This is a genomic window from Microbispora sp. CA-102843, assembly GCF_050936215.1.
GTDB lineage: Bacteria > Actinomycetota > Actinomycetes > Streptosporangiales > Streptosporangiaceae > Microbispora.
On sequence record NZ_JBNJNF010000001.1, the window covers coordinates 4,268,897 to 4,285,210 of the forward strand.

Annotated in this window: 18 protein-coding genes; 13 read left to right on the plus strand and 5 right to left on the minus strand. The window is 71.6% G+C overall.

The window, feature by feature from the left end:
- Positions 1 to 5: 5 nt before the first annotated feature.
- Genes ACQEVJ_RS19700 through ACQEVJ_RS19710 form a run of 3 tightly spaced genes read right to left on the minus strand, consistent with a single transcriptional unit; the run spans position 6 to position 2,207 of the window.
- Positions 6 to 1,004, minus strand: coding sequence for an amidohydrolase family protein (locus ACQEVJ_RS19700; RefSeq protein WP_433102999.1), 999 nt, complete (start codon positions 1,002 to 1,004; stop codon positions 6 to 8).
- 5 nt (positions 1,005 to 1,009) lie between these two features.
- Positions 1,010 to 1,411 (minus strand): RidA family protein, encoded by a 402-nt coding sequence (locus ACQEVJ_RS19705; protein WP_433103001.1) that lies wholly within the window; start codon positions 1,409 to 1,411, stop codon positions 1,010 to 1,012.
- Between the two features lie 31 nt (positions 1,412 to 1,442).
- Entirely contained in the window at positions 1,443 to 2,207 is a 765-nt protein-coding gene (locus ACQEVJ_RS19710) for an IclR family transcriptional regulator (protein WP_433103003.1), read from the minus strand.
- 219 nt (positions 2,208 to 2,426) lie between these two features.
- Between ACQEVJ_RS19710 and ACQEVJ_RS19715 the strand changes: the two genes are divergently transcribed.
- From ACQEVJ_RS19715 to ACQEVJ_RS19775, 13 genes are read left to right on the plus strand one after another with little or no spacing between them, the layout of a single operon-like run.
- Positions 2,427 to 3,293 (plus strand): hypothetical protein, encoded by an 867-nt coding sequence (locus tag ACQEVJ_RS19715; RefSeq protein ID WP_433103005.1) that lies wholly within the window; start codon positions 2,427 to 2,429, stop codon positions 3,291 to 3,293.
- A gap of 4 nt (positions 3,294 to 3,297) precedes the next feature.
- Positions 3,298 to 4,107 (plus strand): HpcH/HpaI aldolase family protein, encoded by an 810-nt coding sequence (locus ACQEVJ_RS19720; protein ID WP_433103007.1) that lies wholly within the window; start codon positions 3,298 to 3,300, stop codon positions 4,105 to 4,107.
- Entirely contained in the window at positions 4,104 to 4,844 is a 741-nt protein-coding gene (locus ACQEVJ_RS19725) for a CoA transferase subunit A (protein WP_433103009.1), read from the plus strand. The genes ACQEVJ_RS19720 and ACQEVJ_RS19725 overlap by 4 nt, the downstream gene beginning before the upstream one ends.
- On the plus strand, positions 4,841 to 5,518 hold the full coding sequence (locus tag ACQEVJ_RS19730) for a 3-oxoacid CoA-transferase subunit B (protein WP_433103011.1): 678 nt from the start codon (positions 4,841 to 4,843) through the stop codon (positions 5,516 to 5,518). Before ACQEVJ_RS19725 ends, ACQEVJ_RS19730 begins: the two co-directional genes overlap by 4 nt.
- Entirely contained in the window at positions 5,518 to 6,498 is a 981-nt protein-coding gene (locus ACQEVJ_RS19735) for a DUF6282 family protein (RefSeq protein WP_433103013.1), read from the plus strand. Before ACQEVJ_RS19730 ends, ACQEVJ_RS19735 begins: the two co-directional genes overlap by 1 nt.
- On the plus strand, positions 6,495 to 7,652 hold the full coding sequence (locus tag ACQEVJ_RS19740; RefSeq protein ID WP_433103015.1) for a thiolase domain-containing protein: 1,158 nt from the start codon (positions 6,495 to 6,497) through the stop codon (positions 7,650 to 7,652). Before ACQEVJ_RS19735 ends, ACQEVJ_RS19740 begins: the two co-directional genes overlap by 4 nt.
- Positions 7,649 to 8,095, plus strand: a complete 447-nt coding sequence (locus tag ACQEVJ_RS19745; protein ID WP_433103017.1) for a Zn-ribbon domain-containing OB-fold protein — start codon at positions 7,649 to 7,651, stop codon at positions 8,093 to 8,095. Before ACQEVJ_RS19740 ends, ACQEVJ_RS19745 begins: the two co-directional genes overlap by 4 nt.
- Positions 8,092 to 8,769 carry an RraA family protein gene (locus ACQEVJ_RS19750; protein WP_433103019.1) on the plus strand — a complete coding sequence of 226 codons (678 nt, stop codon included), beginning with the start codon at positions 8,092 to 8,094 and terminating at the stop codon, positions 8,767 to 8,769. Before ACQEVJ_RS19745 ends, ACQEVJ_RS19750 begins: the two co-directional genes overlap by 4 nt.
- On the plus strand, positions 8,766 to 9,446 hold the full coding sequence (locus tag ACQEVJ_RS19755) for an RraA family protein (RefSeq protein WP_433103021.1): 681 nt from the start codon (positions 8,766 to 8,768) through the stop codon (positions 9,444 to 9,446). Before ACQEVJ_RS19750 ends, ACQEVJ_RS19755 begins: the two co-directional genes overlap by 4 nt.
- On the plus strand, positions 9,443 to 11,059 hold the full coding sequence (locus tag ACQEVJ_RS19760) for a UGSC family (seleno)protein (RefSeq protein WP_433103023.1): 1,617 nt from the start codon (positions 9,443 to 9,445) through the stop codon (positions 11,057 to 11,059). The genes ACQEVJ_RS19755 and ACQEVJ_RS19760 overlap by 4 nt, the downstream gene beginning before the upstream one ends.
- 5 nt (positions 11,060 to 11,064) lie before the next feature.
- A complete protein-coding gene (locus tag ACQEVJ_RS19765) occupies positions 11,065 to 11,343 on the plus strand; it encodes a hypothetical protein (protein ID WP_433103025.1) in 279 nt (92 codons plus the stop codon).
- 31 nt (positions 11,344 to 11,374) lie between these two features.
- Positions 11,375 to 12,316 carry a PDR/VanB family oxidoreductase gene (locus ACQEVJ_RS19770; RefSeq protein WP_433103027.1) on the plus strand — a complete coding sequence of 314 codons (942 nt, stop codon included), beginning with the start codon at positions 11,375 to 11,377 and terminating at the stop codon, positions 12,314 to 12,316.
- The gene (locus ACQEVJ_RS19775; protein WP_433103029.1) at positions 12,309 to 12,950 is read left to right on the plus strand and encodes an RraA family protein; all 642 of its coding nucleotides are present in this window, start codon (positions 12,309 to 12,311) and stop codon (positions 12,948 to 12,950) included. Before ACQEVJ_RS19770 ends, ACQEVJ_RS19775 begins: the two co-directional genes overlap by 8 nt.
- 127 nt (positions 12,951 to 13,077) lie before the next feature.
- Here the strand turns inward: ACQEVJ_RS19775 and ACQEVJ_RS19780 are convergent, their stop codons facing one another.
- Positions 13,078 to 14,895: a bifunctional homocysteine S-methyltransferase/methylenetetrahydrofolate reductase gene (locus tag ACQEVJ_RS19780; protein ID WP_433103031.1), complete on the minus strand. Its 1,818-nt coding sequence runs from the start codon at positions 14,893 to 14,895 to the stop codon at positions 13,078 to 13,080.
- Positions 14,895 to 16,220 carry a PucR family transcriptional regulator gene (locus ACQEVJ_RS19785; RefSeq protein ID WP_433103033.1) on the minus strand — a complete coding sequence of 442 codons (1,326 nt, stop codon included), beginning with the start codon at positions 16,218 to 16,220 and terminating at the stop codon, positions 14,895 to 14,897. Before ACQEVJ_RS19785 ends, ACQEVJ_RS19780 begins: the two co-directional genes overlap by 1 nt.
- Positions 16,221 to 16,314: the final 94 nt, after the last annotated feature.

Consider the following 16,314-nt stretch of genomic DNA (forward strand, 5'->3'; position numbering starts at 1 on the left):
GCGGATCAGCCCGATAGGCGGCTGAACACCTTCCGGGCGTTGCCCTCGAGCACGAGTTCCTTATCGCCTTCGCTGAGTCCCGGCATCGCGTCGATGATGGGCTTGATGTCGTCGAGGTGCCGGCCGGTGTCGGGGTCGGCGACCGAGCCACTGCCGGGCCGTTCGGTGCCGAACAGGCAGCGGTCCGGGCCGACGGTCTCCAGTAGCAGGCGCAGCGACGCCGGGTTGTGCAGGACCGTGTCGAACCACAGTCGACGCAGCGACACCTCGAAGCGCTCGGTGTCGGGTGAGCCGCCGAGGCTCGGCATCAGGCGCTCGGCCTGCCAGCGCCCGATCTGATAGGGCACCGAGCCGCCGCCGTGCGCGATGATCAGCTTCAGCTTCGGGAAGTCGATCAAGGTGTTCGACCGCAGCACGGTCAGGATCGCGATCGACTCCTCGGTGATGAAGTGCTCGCTGTAGGTCTCCCGCTCGTTGAAACAGCCGGCGGAGTGGACCAGTGCGGGCAGGTCGTACGCGACCAGCTTCTCGAACAGGGGGTACCAGTACTCGCTGCCGAGGGGAGGTGTGGTGCCCGCGCCCTCGCTGGGGTCGGGGTTGACGCAGACGCCCACGAACTGCGGCATCGCGGCGATGCGGTCCAGTTCCGCGAGCGCTTCCTCGATCGGGCGGTCCGCGCAGACCGGCAGGGCGGCGACGCCGGCGAACCGGTCCGGGTGCAGGTCCACCGTCCGCCGAATGAGGTCGTTGTTGGCCTCGACCCACCAGTGCACGATGCGTCCCGGCTGGGCCGAGCTCATCAACTGGTAGGGACGCGGGGAGATGAGCTGCATCGTCGTGCCGACCTCGTCGAGCGCGGCCACGTTGCGGGCCGCGGCGGCCGCGAGGGCCTCGTCGCCGATCTTCGGGTCGCCGCGGTGGTGGCCGCCGGAGGACTGCAGGCGCGCCTTGTATGCGTAGAAGACCTCGGGGGCGTTCAGGTGGGCGTGTGCGTCGATGACCATGACGTTCAGTCCTCGGAGGGCTTGGCGATGTGGGCGATGACCTCGCACTGCAGGAGCAGGCCGGCCGGGAGGTCGCGGTACACGGCGACGTGCCGGGCGGGTCGGGAGTCAGGGTCGGGGAACGTCTCACACCAGACGGGGTCGATCTCCGCGCGGGCGGACCGGTCGGGCACGAAGAAGGTCAGCTTGACGATGTCGTCGATGGAGCCGCCCGCCGTCTCGACGACGGCGCGCACATTCCCGAACAGGTTGCGCACCTGTGCGGCGAGCTCTGGCGGAACGTTCCCGGTGCTCCGGTCGACGCCCGACACGCTGCCGGACACCAACAACTGGCCGACGACGCTGGCGGTGGGGATGGGGGAAGAGCCGTGTCCCAGTCCGGACACGACAATCGAGCGGCGGGTCACGCTGATCCTCTCGAAGGGGTGGGCCCGGCTCTCAGGGGTTCCAGCCGGGGACCGACCCGCCGAGCCGGGCGGTCAGGTCCTGCGCGGCCTCCTGAAGGCGCGCCAAACGGTGGGAGAACGTGGTGTTGGAGATGGAGCCGATAGTGTCGACGATGGCCAGAGCGGCGCAGACGCCGGTGCTGTCGAAGATCGGCGCCGCGAGACCGCAGGTGCCGTTGGCCTCGCTGACCGCGGTGGCCAGCCCCGTCCGCCGCACTTCGCCGACCTTGGCCCTGGTGATGCTCTGGGCCGGCTCGGGCAGGGAACGGATGGACTCCTCCACCTCGTCGGTGTCCTGCCTGAAGGCGAGGAGCACCACCGCCTGGGCGGTGTCGAAGGGCATGACGGTGCCCACCCGGTAGGTCAGCACGATCCCGCGGCCCTGCGGTTCCTGCACGCGGGAGACGACCGGGCCGCCGGGGGTCCACAGGCTCAACGAGATGGTGGTGCCGACCTCGTCGGCGAGGCGGGTCATCCGCTCAGCCGAGATCGCCAGCACACGGCGCCTGCCGACGGCGAGCCCGCCGAGCCGCAGGATCAAGCTGCCCAGCCCGTACCCGGGCGGGTCCGTCGTGACCTGCAGCAGATCCTCGGCGGCCATCGACGTCAGATAGCGGTGCGCGGTCGTGCGGTTGAGGCCGAGCGCCATCGCGACACCATTGGTCGTCAGATGTGTCGTGTCGTCGGTGAACAGGCCGAGGATCTGACCTACCCGGTCGACGGCCTGAATGTCGGCGCGTTCAGGCGGGCCTGCCATGGTTTCCGGTGAGATCACAGCACTCCACTTCTGCCTGTACGTAATGTGAACATAATGTTCACTGCTGACTGTATCGACCTCGATAGGCGTAGGCAAGCGCAGGGCTTGGAGAGTGGGGATGTCCTTTTGGGTGTGCACCCAGATCCCTTGACACTCGATGTCGCGAAGTGAACATAATGTTCGTACTATGAACATGATCCATAAAAACGGCGGGTCGTAATGAGCGGCTCCCTCGGCGGCTATGCGAAGTTCTACGAGACCGAGCCGACGCAGATCGATGACGATGGGACGCGGACGTGGTTTACGGGCGGCCGTAACTTCGTGATCGCGTACTCGTCAGTAACGGCGGACGGCCGGCTGGACCGAGCCGATCATCCTGACGAGTACTTCGTGTTCCTGCCCGGCATCGAGGCCACCATCGTCACCGCCGAGGGCGAGCGCCGCGTCGGGGCGGCCGACCGTGACACGGTCGTTGTCGTCCCGCCTGGCGACAGCTCTGTGCGCGCGCACGCGAGCGGCGACATATGGCGGTTCTTCACCGCGGAGGCCGCCGACCTGCGCCCCTACCGGCAGGAGCTCGACAACGACGCCGTGGTCGCCGCGCCCGTGTACTTCCCCCGGCCCACCGGCGGATACCGCGTGCGGGTCTACGACCTCGCCGGCCTAGGGGCTTCGACCCGGGCGCAGGTGCTGCAGACTCGCTCGCTCATGATCAACGTGCTGAAGCCGGTGGTCGAGCGGCGCAGCGTCACCGAGCTCTCCCCGCACAGCCACGACGACTTCCAACAGGGCTCGGTCGCGGTGCGGGGAGTGTTCGTCCACCACCAGCGCCGCCCGTGGGGTCGTAACAAACTCGCCTGGGCCGCGGATGACCACGAGGTCTGCGCGTCCCCGTCGGTCGCGGTGATCCAGCCGGGCGACGTGCACACCACGGAGGAGATCGGCACCGGTGTCAGCCAGTTGGTCGACCTCTTCTGCCCGCCGCGGTTGGACTTCGCCCTCACCGAGGGCATGGTGCTGAACGCCGGGGAGTACCCCCTCCCGCCAGCGGGCGCTGTGCGGGCCGGCGGCGTGGTCGAGGGCTGATCGCATGCGAGCCTTCGCCGAGGCGCTGAGCAGGGCGGGCGACTGCCCGGCGATCGGCACCTTCATCAAGATTGCGAACCCGGACGTGGCCGACCTGCTGCGCGCCGCGGATCTCGACTTCGTCATCGTGGACCACGAGCACAGCCCGTTCTCCGTCGGCGATGTCGCCGTCATGGTCGCGGCGTTCGCCGGGACCGGCGTCCCCGCGTTGGTCCGGGTCGGCGACCACTCCTACGCCGACTCCCAGCGGCTGCTCGACGCCGGCGCGGCCGGGATCGTCGTGCCGCACGTCACGGACGCCGCGACGGCGCGCGAGGTGATGAGCCACCTGCTGTTCCCGCCGCGCGGCACTCGCGGGTTGGGCTACACCTCTCGCGCCGGGGGATGGGGGATGCTCGACGGCGGGATGGCCGAGTACATCCGGCACGGCAACGAGGTCGTGGCCCGGATCCCGATGATCGAGGATCCCTCCGCGGTGGAGGAGATCGACGACATCCTCGCCGTCGACGGGGTCAGCGCCGTGTTCGTCGGGCGTGGCGACCTGTCGGTCGCGATGGGCGTCACCTCGGCCCACCCGGCGGTGGACGCGGCGCTCGACCGGGTCGCCGCCGCGGCCCGCCGGCGCGGCGTGCCCTGCGGCACCGCCGTGGCGGACGCCGCGGGCGCGCACGCACTGCGGGGGCGCGGAATGGATTTTCTTCTGGTGAGCAATGACGCCTCGATGCTGGCGGCTGGGGCCGCGGTCCTGGCCGGTGGCGCCCGGGCGGGATACGGCTCACCGACCGATCCCCTCGCAACCGGAGGAAAGAAGTGATCGACAAATTGCGCGAGTCGGTGGCTGACGCCCTCGCCGGCGTGCCGCGGTGTGGCGCGGTGATCGCCGTCGGCGGATTCGGCGACTGCGGCGCGCCGCTTGGGCTCGTGGAGGCGCTGTGCGACCTGGACGTGCGCGACGTGCACGTGGTCTCCAACAATTGCGGCATCGGTGAGCGCGGGCTCGCACGGCTGCTGATCGAGGAACGGGTCGCCAGGTTCACGGGATCGTTCCCCGCTCACCCGCTCTTCCTGGAGCAGTACCGCTCCGGCCGTATCACCCTCGAACTGGTGCCCCAGGGTTCGCTCGCCGAGCGGCTGCGCGCGGCCGGAGCCGGCATACCGGCCTTCTACACCCAGGCCGGCGTCGGCACCGACCTCGGCGAGGGCTCCTTCCCCGCCGCGTACGGTCCGGACGGCGAGGTCACCGAGTACTGCGCACGGAAGGAGACCCGCGAGTTCGACGGGCGGACCTACGTGCTGGAGCGTGCCCTGCGCCCCGACGTCGCCCTGGTCCGCGCCCACCGGGCGGATCGGATGGGCAACCTCGTCTTCCGGCTCACCGCGCGCAACTTCAACCCGCTGTGCGCCATGGCGGCGAAGATCACCATCGCGGAGGTAGAGAACGTGGTGCCCGTCGGATCGTTGCCGCCGGACGAGGTTCACCTGCCCGGCATCTTCGTCGACCGCATGGTCGAGGCCCTGTCGGAGATCGGGGTACCGGAGGTGGCCGAATGAGCGTCCCCGGCCGCGTCGGGCGTAGCCGTACCGAGATCGCCGCGCGGGTCGCGGCCGACCTGGCCGACGGTGACTACGTCAACGTCGGCATCGGCATCCCGCTGCTGGTACCCGAGCACGTGGAAAGCGGCAGGCAGGTGGTCTTTCACTCGGAGAACGGGCTTCTCGGCATGGGCGCGGCCCCGCCGCCGGAGGAGCGCGACCCCGATCTGACCGAGGCGGGCAAGGGCTACACGACCCTGCTGCCCGGCGCGGCGATCTTCGACTCCGCGCTGTCGTTCGCGCTCATCAGGAGCGGCCGGCTGAGCGTGGCGATCCTCGGCGCGTTGCAGGTCTCGGCCACCGGCGACCTGGCCAACTGGCATGTGCCGGGCGGCCGGCCGGGCGTGGGCGGCGCGATGGACCTGGTGCACGGGGCGCGCAGGGTCTGGATCGCGATGGAGCACACCGACCGCCGATCCGGCGCCCCGAAGATCGTCGAAAAGTGCGAGTACCCGCTGACCGGCCGCGGCGTCGTGGATCGCGTCTACACCGATCTCGCCGTCTTCGACGTCGGACCTGACGGCTTGGTGCTGAGCGAACTCGCGCCCGGCGTCGGCGTCGACTACGTACGCGAGCGCACCGGCGCCCCGTTCCGCACCGCAGACGCTCGTACCGGGCAGGAGGAACACTGATGGCGATCGGACTACGGCCCGGCGTCACCCGCGACCGGCTGGACGAGGCGGGACGGTTCGACGACCCCCTGGTCGACGAGGTCCTGCGCGGTGCGATCGACCTGCACGTGCACCCGGGCCCCTCGCCGCTGCCCCGGCGCATGGGCGTGCTGGAGGCGGCGTCCGACGCCGCGCGGTACGGCTACCGCGCCATCGTCGCCAAGTCGCACCACCACAGCATGCTCAGCGAGATTCAGGCGTTGCGCGACGAGGCGGGCCTGGCCGACGTCCCCGTCGACGTCTTCGGCGGCGTGGCGCTCAACCACCAGGTCGGCGGGCTCAACCCGTACGCGGTCGAGTACGCCCTCGCCCTCGGCGGCCGGGTGGTGTGGTTTCCCACGATCGCCTCGGACGCCCACCTGTGCCACCACGAGGAGGCCGGCTTTCCCACCGCGGGCCTGTCGCTGCGGCACGGCCCGCCGATCCCCATCGCCGACAACCGGGGCCGGCGGCTGCCGGAGGTGACCGACATCCTCCAGCAGATCGCCGCTGCGGGCGCGGTGCTGAACACCGGGCACCTCGGCGTCGCCGAGATCGACATGCTGCTCGCGGAGGCGCGGGCGGCCGGCGTCGAGCGCGTCGTGGTCAGCCACCCCGACTTCATCGTCGGCGCCGATCCCGAGCGGGTACGGCGGTGGGCTGAGGCCGGTGCGTACGTGGAGTTCTGCTGCGGCCTGTACGACGAGGCGGGCGGGCTGCGCGCCACCGACCTCAAGCTCGGTGATCTCGTCCGCTACCTGAGCGCCGTACCGGAGGGACGCGTCGTGCTCGCCTCAGACGTCGGACAGCGCACCAGCCCGCGCCCGGTCGACACGATGCGCCGCACCCTGCGCGACCTGCTGGCCGAGGGGTTCACCGCGGAGACGCTGCGCCGCTACGTCGTGGACAATCCGGCGGCGGTGCTGTACGGCGAAGGGCTCGCCCGAGGAGACGCGCGATGAGCGGTATCAGGGGCGGCGCCTACATCGTCGGCGCCTACGAGCACCCCGAGCGCCGAATCACCGGATCGTCGGTGCCCCAGGTGCTCGCCGAGGTGGTGCACGGCGCGCTCGCCGACGCCGGCCTGGGACCGTCGGACGTCGACGGCTGGTTCGGCTCCTCCGAGCAGCCCGGCCTGGGCGGCCTGTCCATGCTGGAATACCTCGGCCTGCGCGAGGTGCGGTACGTCGAGGACACCGAGAGCGGCGGCGCGTCGTACCCGAGCCTCGTCGGGCACGCCACCGCCGCCATCATGACGAATCGTTGCGAGGTCGCGGTCATCGCGATGGGCGGCCTGCCGCGTTCGCTGCCGCCGCACCGCGCGGTGAGCGGACCGGAGGACCCGTTCGAGATCCCCTACGGGACCTCGCCGGTCGCCCTGTACGCCCTTGCGGCCGCGCGCCACATGCACGATTACGGGACGACGCCGGCGCAGCTCGCCGAGGTGAAGGTCGCCGCGTCCGAGCACGCCAAGCACAACCCCCACGCGCTTCTGCGCGACCCGGTGACCGTCGCGGAGGTCCTGGACTCCCCGCTTGTCGCGGACCCGCTGCACCGGCTGGACTGCTGCGTCACCACCGACGGAGGCGGCGCGGTGGTCGTGGTCAGCCCCGAGGTGGCGGCCCGGCTCGACCGGCATCGGGTGAAGGTGCTCGGCCAGGCGGAGGCGTTCAAGCACGCCGGCCCGGCTGTGGACGTGACCTTCACCGGCGCGGTCTGGTCCGGCCCGCGGGCCTTCGCCGAGGCGGGGCTGAAGCCGGCCGACGTCGACTACGCCTCGATCTACGACTCGTTCACCATCACCGTCCTCATGTTGCTGGAGGACCTCGGATTCTGCGGGAAGGGGGAGGGCGGCCGATTCGTGGCCGACGGGGGTCTGCGAGCGCACGTCGGGAAGCTGGCGGTGAACACCGACGGCGGCGGCCTGTGCAACAACCACCCTGACTCGCGCGGCGGAATGGTGAAGATCATCGAAGCCGTCCGGCAGTTGCGCGGGGAGGCTAACGCCCCGGTGCAGCTCCCCGACGTCCAGGTGGCGCTCGTGCAGGGGATCGGCAAGGCGATCGGCAGCCGTCATTTCAGCAGCACGTTGTTGCTCGGTCAGGAGGACACGTGAGCCAGCTCGGAGAAGCCATGCTGCCGGTGCCGGCGGCGACGATCACGCCGGGACTCGAGCCGTTCTGGGAGGCGCTCGCCGATGGCGAACTGCGGCTGCCATACAGCCGCACGACCGGCGAGGTGCTGTGGTATCCGCGCGTCGCCGACGCCGGTGGCCACCTGGAGGTCGAATGGCGGGCCGTGTCCGGCCACGGGGTGGTGTACAGCGCCACCGTCGTGCGGCGGCCCACCGGCCCGTACCGTGAAAGCGGACCCTACGTGCTCGCCTACGTGACCCTGGAGGAGGGGCCGCGCGTGCTGACGCACATCGTCGGCGTCCCGCCCGAGGAGGTCCACATCGGCATGCGGGTCCGCGCGGTGATCGAGAGCGGCGCGGACGGTGCCGTCATCCTGCGCTTCCGCCGCGACGACGGTGACGATGCCGTCCGGAGCGGGTCGTGACGGCCGCACCGCACGTCAGCGACGACGATGTACGCGCGGCGGCCGGGTTCGGCACCTGCGCGCTGTCCGACGCGCTGGACGCCATGGGCCTGCCCGGCGTCCTGCCCGGCGTGCGCGGGCTGAGCGGTGTCCGGGCGGTCGCGGGGCGTGCGGTCACCGTCCGGCTAGGTCCCGCGGGCGGTGACACCCCCGCCCGGCACCTGTGCACCTCGGCGGTCGACTCCGCCGGGCCCGGCCAGGTCGTCGTGGTGGCACACCCCGGGCCGTACCAGGGCGCGGCGCCGGCGGGCTGGGGCGGCATCCTCTCACTCGCCGCGCATCGCCGCGGCGTCGAGGGCGTCGTCGTCGGCGGCCCCGTGCGCGACGTCGACGAGGCCCGCGAACTCGGCTTCGGCGTCTTCGGGCTCAGCCCGACGCCGGTCACGGCCCGGGGACGCTTGGTCGAGACCGGATGGGGCGAGCCGATCGTCATCGGCGAGGTGACCGTCCGGCCTGGTGATGTGGTGGTGGCCGACGAGAACGGTGTCGTCGTGATGCCCGCGAATCGGCTACCCGACCTGCTGGCCCGCGCCCGGGCCATCGTCGCACGGGAGGCCGCGATCGCGGCCGCCGTACGCGAGGGCGTGCCCGTGGCCGAGGCGATGGGCCGCGACTACGAGGAGATGTTGTCATGACCACGCTGGCGAACCCGCTCGCCGCGGCGCTTCTCGCGCTCGGTACCAGCACGGTGAGCGACGCCCTCGACCGGATCGGCATCCCCGGTCAGTGTGCCGGCATCGCCGGTCTGGTCCCGGGCCGCACGATCGCCGGACCCGCCTTCACCGTCCGCTACGGGCCCAACGGCCTGTCCGGCGGTACGGTCGGCGACTACATCGACGACGTGCCGCCAGGTCATGTCGTCGTGCTGGACAACCGCGGCAGGACCGACGCCACGGTCTGGGGGGACATCCTCACCACGGTGGCGTCGAGCCGCGGCGTCGGCGGCACCGTCATCGACGGCGTCTGCCGCGATCTCGACCGCAGCCTCGAAATCGGCTATCCGATCTTCGCCAGGGGCAACTGGATGCGCACCGGCAAGGACAGGGTCAGAGCCGAGGAGATCGGCGGCCCCGTCGGCATCGGCGGAATCCGCGTGCACCCCGGCGACATCCTGATCGGCGACCGGGACGGCGTGCTCTCCCTCCCGGCCGACCGGCTCGCGGAGATCCACGACGTCGCGGCCGGGATCGCCGCCGCGGAGGACGTCATCAGGGCGCACGTCGCGGAGGGCCTGACCTTGCGCGAGGCACGGGCTCGCACGGGCTATCACCATCTTCAGACGCCGGACGCGGCACAAGAGAGGGACTTGTGAGGACACATAGGCTGTTCGATCCGACTCACGCACCCGCAACGGCGGACGCGATCGAGCCGACGGGCCCGGGGGCGCTGCCCGACCTGGCGGGCAAACGCATAGCGCTGATCAAGAACGCCTGGCCGAGCTGGCACGCGATGGTGGATCATCTCGCCACACTGCTCGCGGATCGTTACGAGGGCATCACGTTCGAGCAGTACATCGTCCCGAACGGCTCGGCCGCCGACCCCGACATGCTGCGCCGCATCGCCGGCGAAACCGACGCCGCCGTGGTGGGCCTGGCCAACTGCGGGTCATGCACGGCGTGGAGCTTCCACGACGCCTTCGAGCTCACCCGCATGTCGCTGCCGACCGTGCTGGTCGTGACGAGCGAGTTCGCCGAGCTCGCCGCCGCCGTGGGCCGGGCCAAGAAGTCGTCCATCCCGCAGGTGCTGCTGCCGCTCAACCCGGAGACCGTGGACCGGCAGGCGGCGCTCGATTTGGTCGACGACGCCGTGGACGAGATCGTCGAGCGGCTGACCGTTCCCGCGGATGCCGATGGGGCGGCCCTACCCAAGGTGACCGCCTCGCGGTTCGCCGCGGTCGAGGCGGTCGACGACCCCGACGATGACACCGCGCACGAGTTCTTCTACCGGCGCGGCTGGACCGACGGCCTGCCCGTGCGGCTGCCCACTCTGCCCAGAGTCGAGCGGCTGCTCTCCGCACTCGGCGACGTGGACCCGGGCGAGGTCATCGCCATGATGCCGCCCACCGGTTTCGGAGTCACTTATGAGGCGCTGGCCGTCAACGCCGTCATGGCGGGCGCCGTGCCGGAGCTGATGCCGATCCTCGTCGCGATGGTGCGCGCCGCCTGCGAGCCGGAGTTCAACCTCAACGGCATCGCCACGACCACCGGGCCGTCCACCCCCATGGTGATCGTCAACGGGCCGGTCCGGAGCGCGGCCGAGATCAACGCGGGCCGCGGCGCCCTGGGCCACGGGTGGCGGGCCAACGCCGCCATCGGCCGCACGCTGCGCCTGCTGATCACCAACATCGGCGGCGGCGTGCCCGGCAGCGTCTCAAAGTCCATCATGGGCCAGCCCGGCCGGTTCTCCTTCTGCTTCGCGGAGAACGAGCAGGGCTCGCCGTGGGCGCCGCTGCACGTCGACCGCGGCGTGGACCCGGCCGGGAGCGCGGTCACCCTGCTCGGGGCGACCGGCAGCATGAATCTGCTCACGCCGCGCCAGGACGCCGACGCCATGATCAGCCTGCTCGCCGACGGGCTCGCCTTCATGGGCAACCCGAACGTCGTCATGGGCCGTGGCACCGTCGCCGTCCTGATCACCCCCGGGCACGCGCGCGTGCTCGCCGGCGCGGGCATGTCCAAGGCCGATGTCGCGACCGAGATCTGGAAGCGGTCGACGCTGCCGATCGAGCGCTTCCCGCGCTCGGCCCTGCCCGACCCGCCGTACGAGTTCGTGCAGCATGACGGGCTGGTCTACACGGTCAAGGACCCCTCGCATCTGTTCGTGGTCGTCGTCGGCGGCCCGGAGCCCACCCACGCCACGCTCATCCCCAGCCATCCCAGCAGTATCCCCGTCACCCGCGCGATCGCGCCGAACCTGGAGAAGTGACCCAGATGACCACCAGTGCGCACGCGAACTCCCTGTCCGAGGCGATGAGCCGTTTGCAGCGCATGATCGGTCAGGACTACGTCATGCACGCCACGGTCGTGGACGCCGCCTCCGTGGACGTCGAGGTGATCCCCCGCGACGAGGCGTGCGAGGAGTGCCTCGCGCCCAAGGACGTCATGCGCGGCGTCGCGGACGACTGCCTGTCGGCCACCGGCTACCGGGTGCGCGACCTGGTCTATCCCGGTGAGCGCAAGCGCGAGGCCGAGCCGTGTCAGCGGGCCTGAGCCAGCCCTTCTGGCCAGGAGGGAGCTGAGGATGCGGCTGCGCGTGCGCTCCATGGCCTACGAGGCTGAGGGCGTGCTCTCGCTGGTGCTGTGTGACCCGGACGGCGGGGAGCTGCCGCCGTGGTCGCCGGGCGCCCACATCGACCTGACCGTTCCGGGGTCGCTCCCGCGGCAGTTCTCGCTGTGCGGCGACCCGGGCGTCCGCGCGGTGTACCGGCTGGGCGTCCTGCTGGAGGACCCGAGCAGAGGATGCACCCGGTACGTTCACCACAGCCTGCGCCCCGGCGACATGGTCCAGGTGTCGGAGCCGCGGAACAACTTTCCGCTCGTGTCCTCGCCGCGATACTTGTTCGTCGCGGGCGGGATCGGGATCACTCCGATGTTGCCGATGCTGGCGGCGGCGACGGCCGCCGGCGCGGAATGGGAGCTGCTGTACGGCGGCCGCCGCCGCGCGTCGATGGCGTTTCTCGACCGGCTGCGCCCCTACGGCGGGCGGGTGCGGGTCAGTCCGCAGGACGAGGCAGGCCAGCTCGACCTCGACCAGGCGCTCGCCCGGCACGATCCGGAACGGACCGCGGTGTACTGCTGTGGGCCGGAGCCGCTGATGGCGGCGGTCGGTGAGCGCGCCCGCGCATACGGGTTCGGCCCCCTGCACATCGAGCGGTTCCGACCGGTCCCGGCCGCCAGGACCGCGGAGACGGGTGAGCGGACCATCGAGGTCGTGTGCGGCCGGTCGGGCACCACGGTCCGGGTCGACCCCGGCAGCACGATCCTGGAGTCGTTGGAGGCGGCAGGCGTGAACGTGCCCAGCTCGTGCCGGGAGGGCATCTGCGGCACCTGCGAGACGGCCGTCCTGGAGGGGATTCCGGACCATCGAGACTCCCTGCTCACCGAGGGGGAGAGGGAAACGGGGAACACGATGATGATCTGCTGCTCCCGGGCGCTGAGCAAGAAGCTGGTGCTCGATGTCTGAGCCAGAGCGGGACTGGCGGTTCGTGCCCACGGCGACCGCGCACGAGGCTGGCGGCAAGATCGGCGCGCTGCCGGCCGCCATCCGGCTGGTGGGGGCAGCGGGGACGACCTTGTGCGGCCCGGCGTACACCGTACTGTGCGGGCAGCGGGACAACCTCTCGCTGCACCACGCCTTCGCCCTGGCCCCGCCCGGCGCCGTCGTGGTGTGCCAGACCGGCGGCTACTTCGAGGCCGGCTACGTCGGCGAGGTCATGGTGCGCGCCGCGATGGCCCGCGGCCTCGCCGGGCTGGTCATCGACGGCTGCGTGCGCGATGCCGAGGCCATCGGCGCGGCCGGATGGCCGGTGTTCGCGCGCGGCCTGAGCGTGGGCGGCACGACGAAGGACCCTTCGCTGGCGCAGGCGCAGGGGTGCCGGCTGCGATTCGGCACCGCTGGCGGGCCCGTCGACGTCGACCCGGGCGACCTCGTGCTCGGCGACTCGGACGGGGTCGTGGTGGTGCCGCGAGACCGCGCCGCCGAGGTGCTGGCCGCGTCCGACGTTCGGGAGGCGGCGGAGCGGGAGATCTTCGCGCGCCTCGGGAACGGCGAGACCACCCTGGACATCTACGGCCTGCCGCCCCTGGCGAGGGGCTGAAACACAAGGGCCGGGTTCCCCTCGCAGTCACCGCTCATCGGCGCGGCTCTCGGCGGCACCGCCTGAATCTCCTCCGGCTGGCCTTCGACGCGCCATGTCGGCGAACCCGCCGGCACACCCGCGGTGATCAGGTGGCGGCGAGGATGCCGTGGACAGTGGCCACCGGGTTGGCAGTGGGCAACAGGACGATGCCGTAGACCATGTCCTTGACCTGGGATACCAGCTCGCGGGCGAGTTCCAGGCCCACTTCGTGTACGTCGCCGGCGTCGCGCAGCGCGTTGAGCGTGCGGGCCGGGATCCGCACGTCGGGAACCTCGTGGGCGAGCAGCTCGGCCTCGGGGAACCCGGTTAGGGGTCGCACGGTCGCCAGCACCGGTACGTCCTGGCCGCTGACACGAGCGGCGATGAGGTCCAGGAGACGCCGCAGGTCGGCCGGGTCATATACCGGGCAGGTTGCCAGGAACCGCGCGCCGGCCTCGATCTTCCTGGCGGCCTTGGACGCCTCGGCCTCGGGGTCGCGGCTGCCGGGGTTGACCCGGGCGCCGATCTCGAACTCGGTCTGAGCCGGCAGCGGCAGGCCGTAGTAGTCCTCGCCATCGTTGAGCCCGGCGAGCAGTTCGATGAGGCCGAGCGAATCGACTTGCCAGACGCCGTCGACGTGCGGGTAGTCGCCGAGCAGCGGAGGGCTGCCGGTCTCGCAGACGACCCGGCGAAGGCCGAGCGTGTGCGCCCCCAGCAGGTCGGCCTGCAGCGCCATGATGGTCCGGTCCCAGGTGGTGACGCCGGCCAGAGTGTCGATGCCGAGCTTCAGGTGCAGGTGCAGGGCCAGATCGACCGGGTTCACCTGGGCCGTGACGCCAGGAGAGGAGACCACCGAGATCTGCCGGATCCCGCCGTCGACGAGCTGGCGGGCGACGTCGAGGCACTCCTCGACTCCGCCGCTCGGCGGGGACGCGAGCTCGACGATGAACTGGCCGGGCTCGGCGAACGAGCCCGGGTCTGCCGGCGCGGGCGGTCGTGGCGCCGGCGGCCGCGGTGCCACGACCAGGGCCGTGCGCGTCTCCGTGCGCTGCCGGTGCCCCTTGGCGGCCTGCGCGGCCGAGGCGAGTTGGGCCGGAGTGGTGCCACAGCAGCCGCCGACGATCCGCGCGCCGGCGTCGAGCAGACGGCGGATGTAGCCGGTGAAGTACTCGGCGTCGACGTCGTACTCGAAGCGGGCCGAGGAGACACGGCGGGGCAGCCCCGCGTTCGGTTGCACGGTGAGTGGCAGGCCGGTGTGCTCGCGCAGTTCGCGCAGGACGGCGAGCGAGCGTTGCGGCCCCAGCGTGCAGTTGAGGCCGAGCGCGGCGATCGGTGCTCCCGCCAGCGCGCGTACGAGGTCGCGCGGCGTGTGGCCGCTGAGGGTGTGCCCGACGCCGGCGAACGTGGCCTGGGCGATGACCGGGAGGTCGCACAGTTCGACCGCGACCTGCACCGCCTCGACCAGTTCGTCGACGTAGCCGAACGTCTCCAGCAGCATCAGGTCCACGCCCGCCGTGGCCAGCGCGCCGATCTGCTCGCGCAGCGCGTGCGCGCGCTCGGCGCCGCTCACCCTGCGCCGCTGTTGCACGCCGACGGCCGGCGACACCGACCCGGCGACCAGCACGTGCGGCGCGGCCCGTACGGCGTCCCTGGCCAGGCGGACGCCGGCCTGGTTGATCTCCGCGACCTGCTCGCCGAAGCCGTACGCCGACAGCCGCAGCCGGCTCGCCCCGAAGGTGTTGGTCTGGATGACGTCCACCCCGGCGTCGACGTAGCTGTCGTGCACGGTACGCACCAGTGCGGGGTCGGTCAGGTTGAGAGCGGGCAGGGCCTGGTCGAGCGAGTTACCGGCCGAGTGCAGCATCGTGCCCATGGCGCCGTCGCAGACCAGGACATCGTGCTCAAGGGCGTGCCGGAGGTCCATCACACCCTCCCGAGCCCGACGAGAATCTCGACCGCGACCTCGGCCATGAGGCGGTCGCGGTGCACATCGAAGGAGAGGCAGGTGATCTCCTCGATGCGCCGGATGCGGTAGCTCACCGTGTTGGGGTGCACGTGCAGCCGCTGGGCGGCGCGGCGCGGGCTGGCGTTCTCGTGGAAGTAGACGGACAGCGTGGCCAGGTAGTCCATGCCGGTGGACTCCTCCTCCTCGATCAGTACACCGAGCACCTCTTCGGCGAACTCCCGCAGGTCGCCGACGTCGGGCACGCGCAGCAGCAGCCGATGGATGCCGAGGTCGGCGAAGGCGGTGACGCCACCGGACTCGCCGTTCCGCAGGGTGGCCGCGAGCGCACGGCTGGCCTCGGCGTAGGACCTGGCGATGCCGCTCGCGGTGTGGCAAGGGTTGCCCACGCCGACCGCGGCCACGCCGATGCGCCGCTCGGCGATCCTGCTCGCGCAGGTGGCGGCGAGTGCACGGGCCTCGGCCGTGCCCGCCGCGCCGGCGGCCTTCACCGGCACGATGCCGACCACCTCGCCGGGACGGCCGGCCACGATGGCGCCGTGCGCGAGCCGGGCGAGCAGGGTCTCCACGGCGGCGAGCGCGGACACCGGCTGGTCGCGGACGAGCGCGACGGCCAGCACGTGGTAGGGACGGTTGGGGTCGAAGCCGAGGTGCCGTGCCCACCGGTCGACCTCGCCGTCCTCCCGGTCACGCGGCTGGAGCAGGCCCTCGAACAACTCCTGGCGGGCCCGCCCGGCGGCGGCGGCCACCACCAGGTCGCGGCCGAGCACAACGCCGCACACCACGGCGGCGTGCTCGGTCACCAGCAACCGCGTGTCCTCCGTCAGATCGTGATCGCGGCCACCCACCACGAGCAGGTGGCCGGCGACGTCCGTGCCGACCGAGATCGGAGCGACGATTATCGACTCCTCCGCGCCGGTCAGCACCGGGACGGTGAGCGCGCGCCGGTTGCGGGCCGCGGCGGCGAGCACGGTGTACGGCCCGGAGGGGCCGGCGTTGTCACGCAGCTTGCCCAGCACGCCGGCCGGATCGCTTCCCCCGGCCCAGGCGAGCACCTCCAAGGTGCGGTCGAGCAGGGCCACCTCCGCGCCCACCCCCTCGGAGAGCACGCCGACCACGCCGGCGAGGTCGACGTCCTGTGACGTCAGGGCGGCGAGCCGGCCGCACATGGCCACGACCTTGCGGAGGAGCCGCGCCTCCTCGCGGGCGTCGCCTTTGTACCGGGGGACGGCGCTGTTTTCGCGCAGGGCGGCGGGCACGTTCTCCGTCGACCCCGCCGCCATCATGGCGGCACTTTACTGGCCTGGATGCGGATAGGCAATGCGTCGCGGCACCATTTGTGACACAACACAATTCCATGCGGCACCGTTTTGTCGTCCA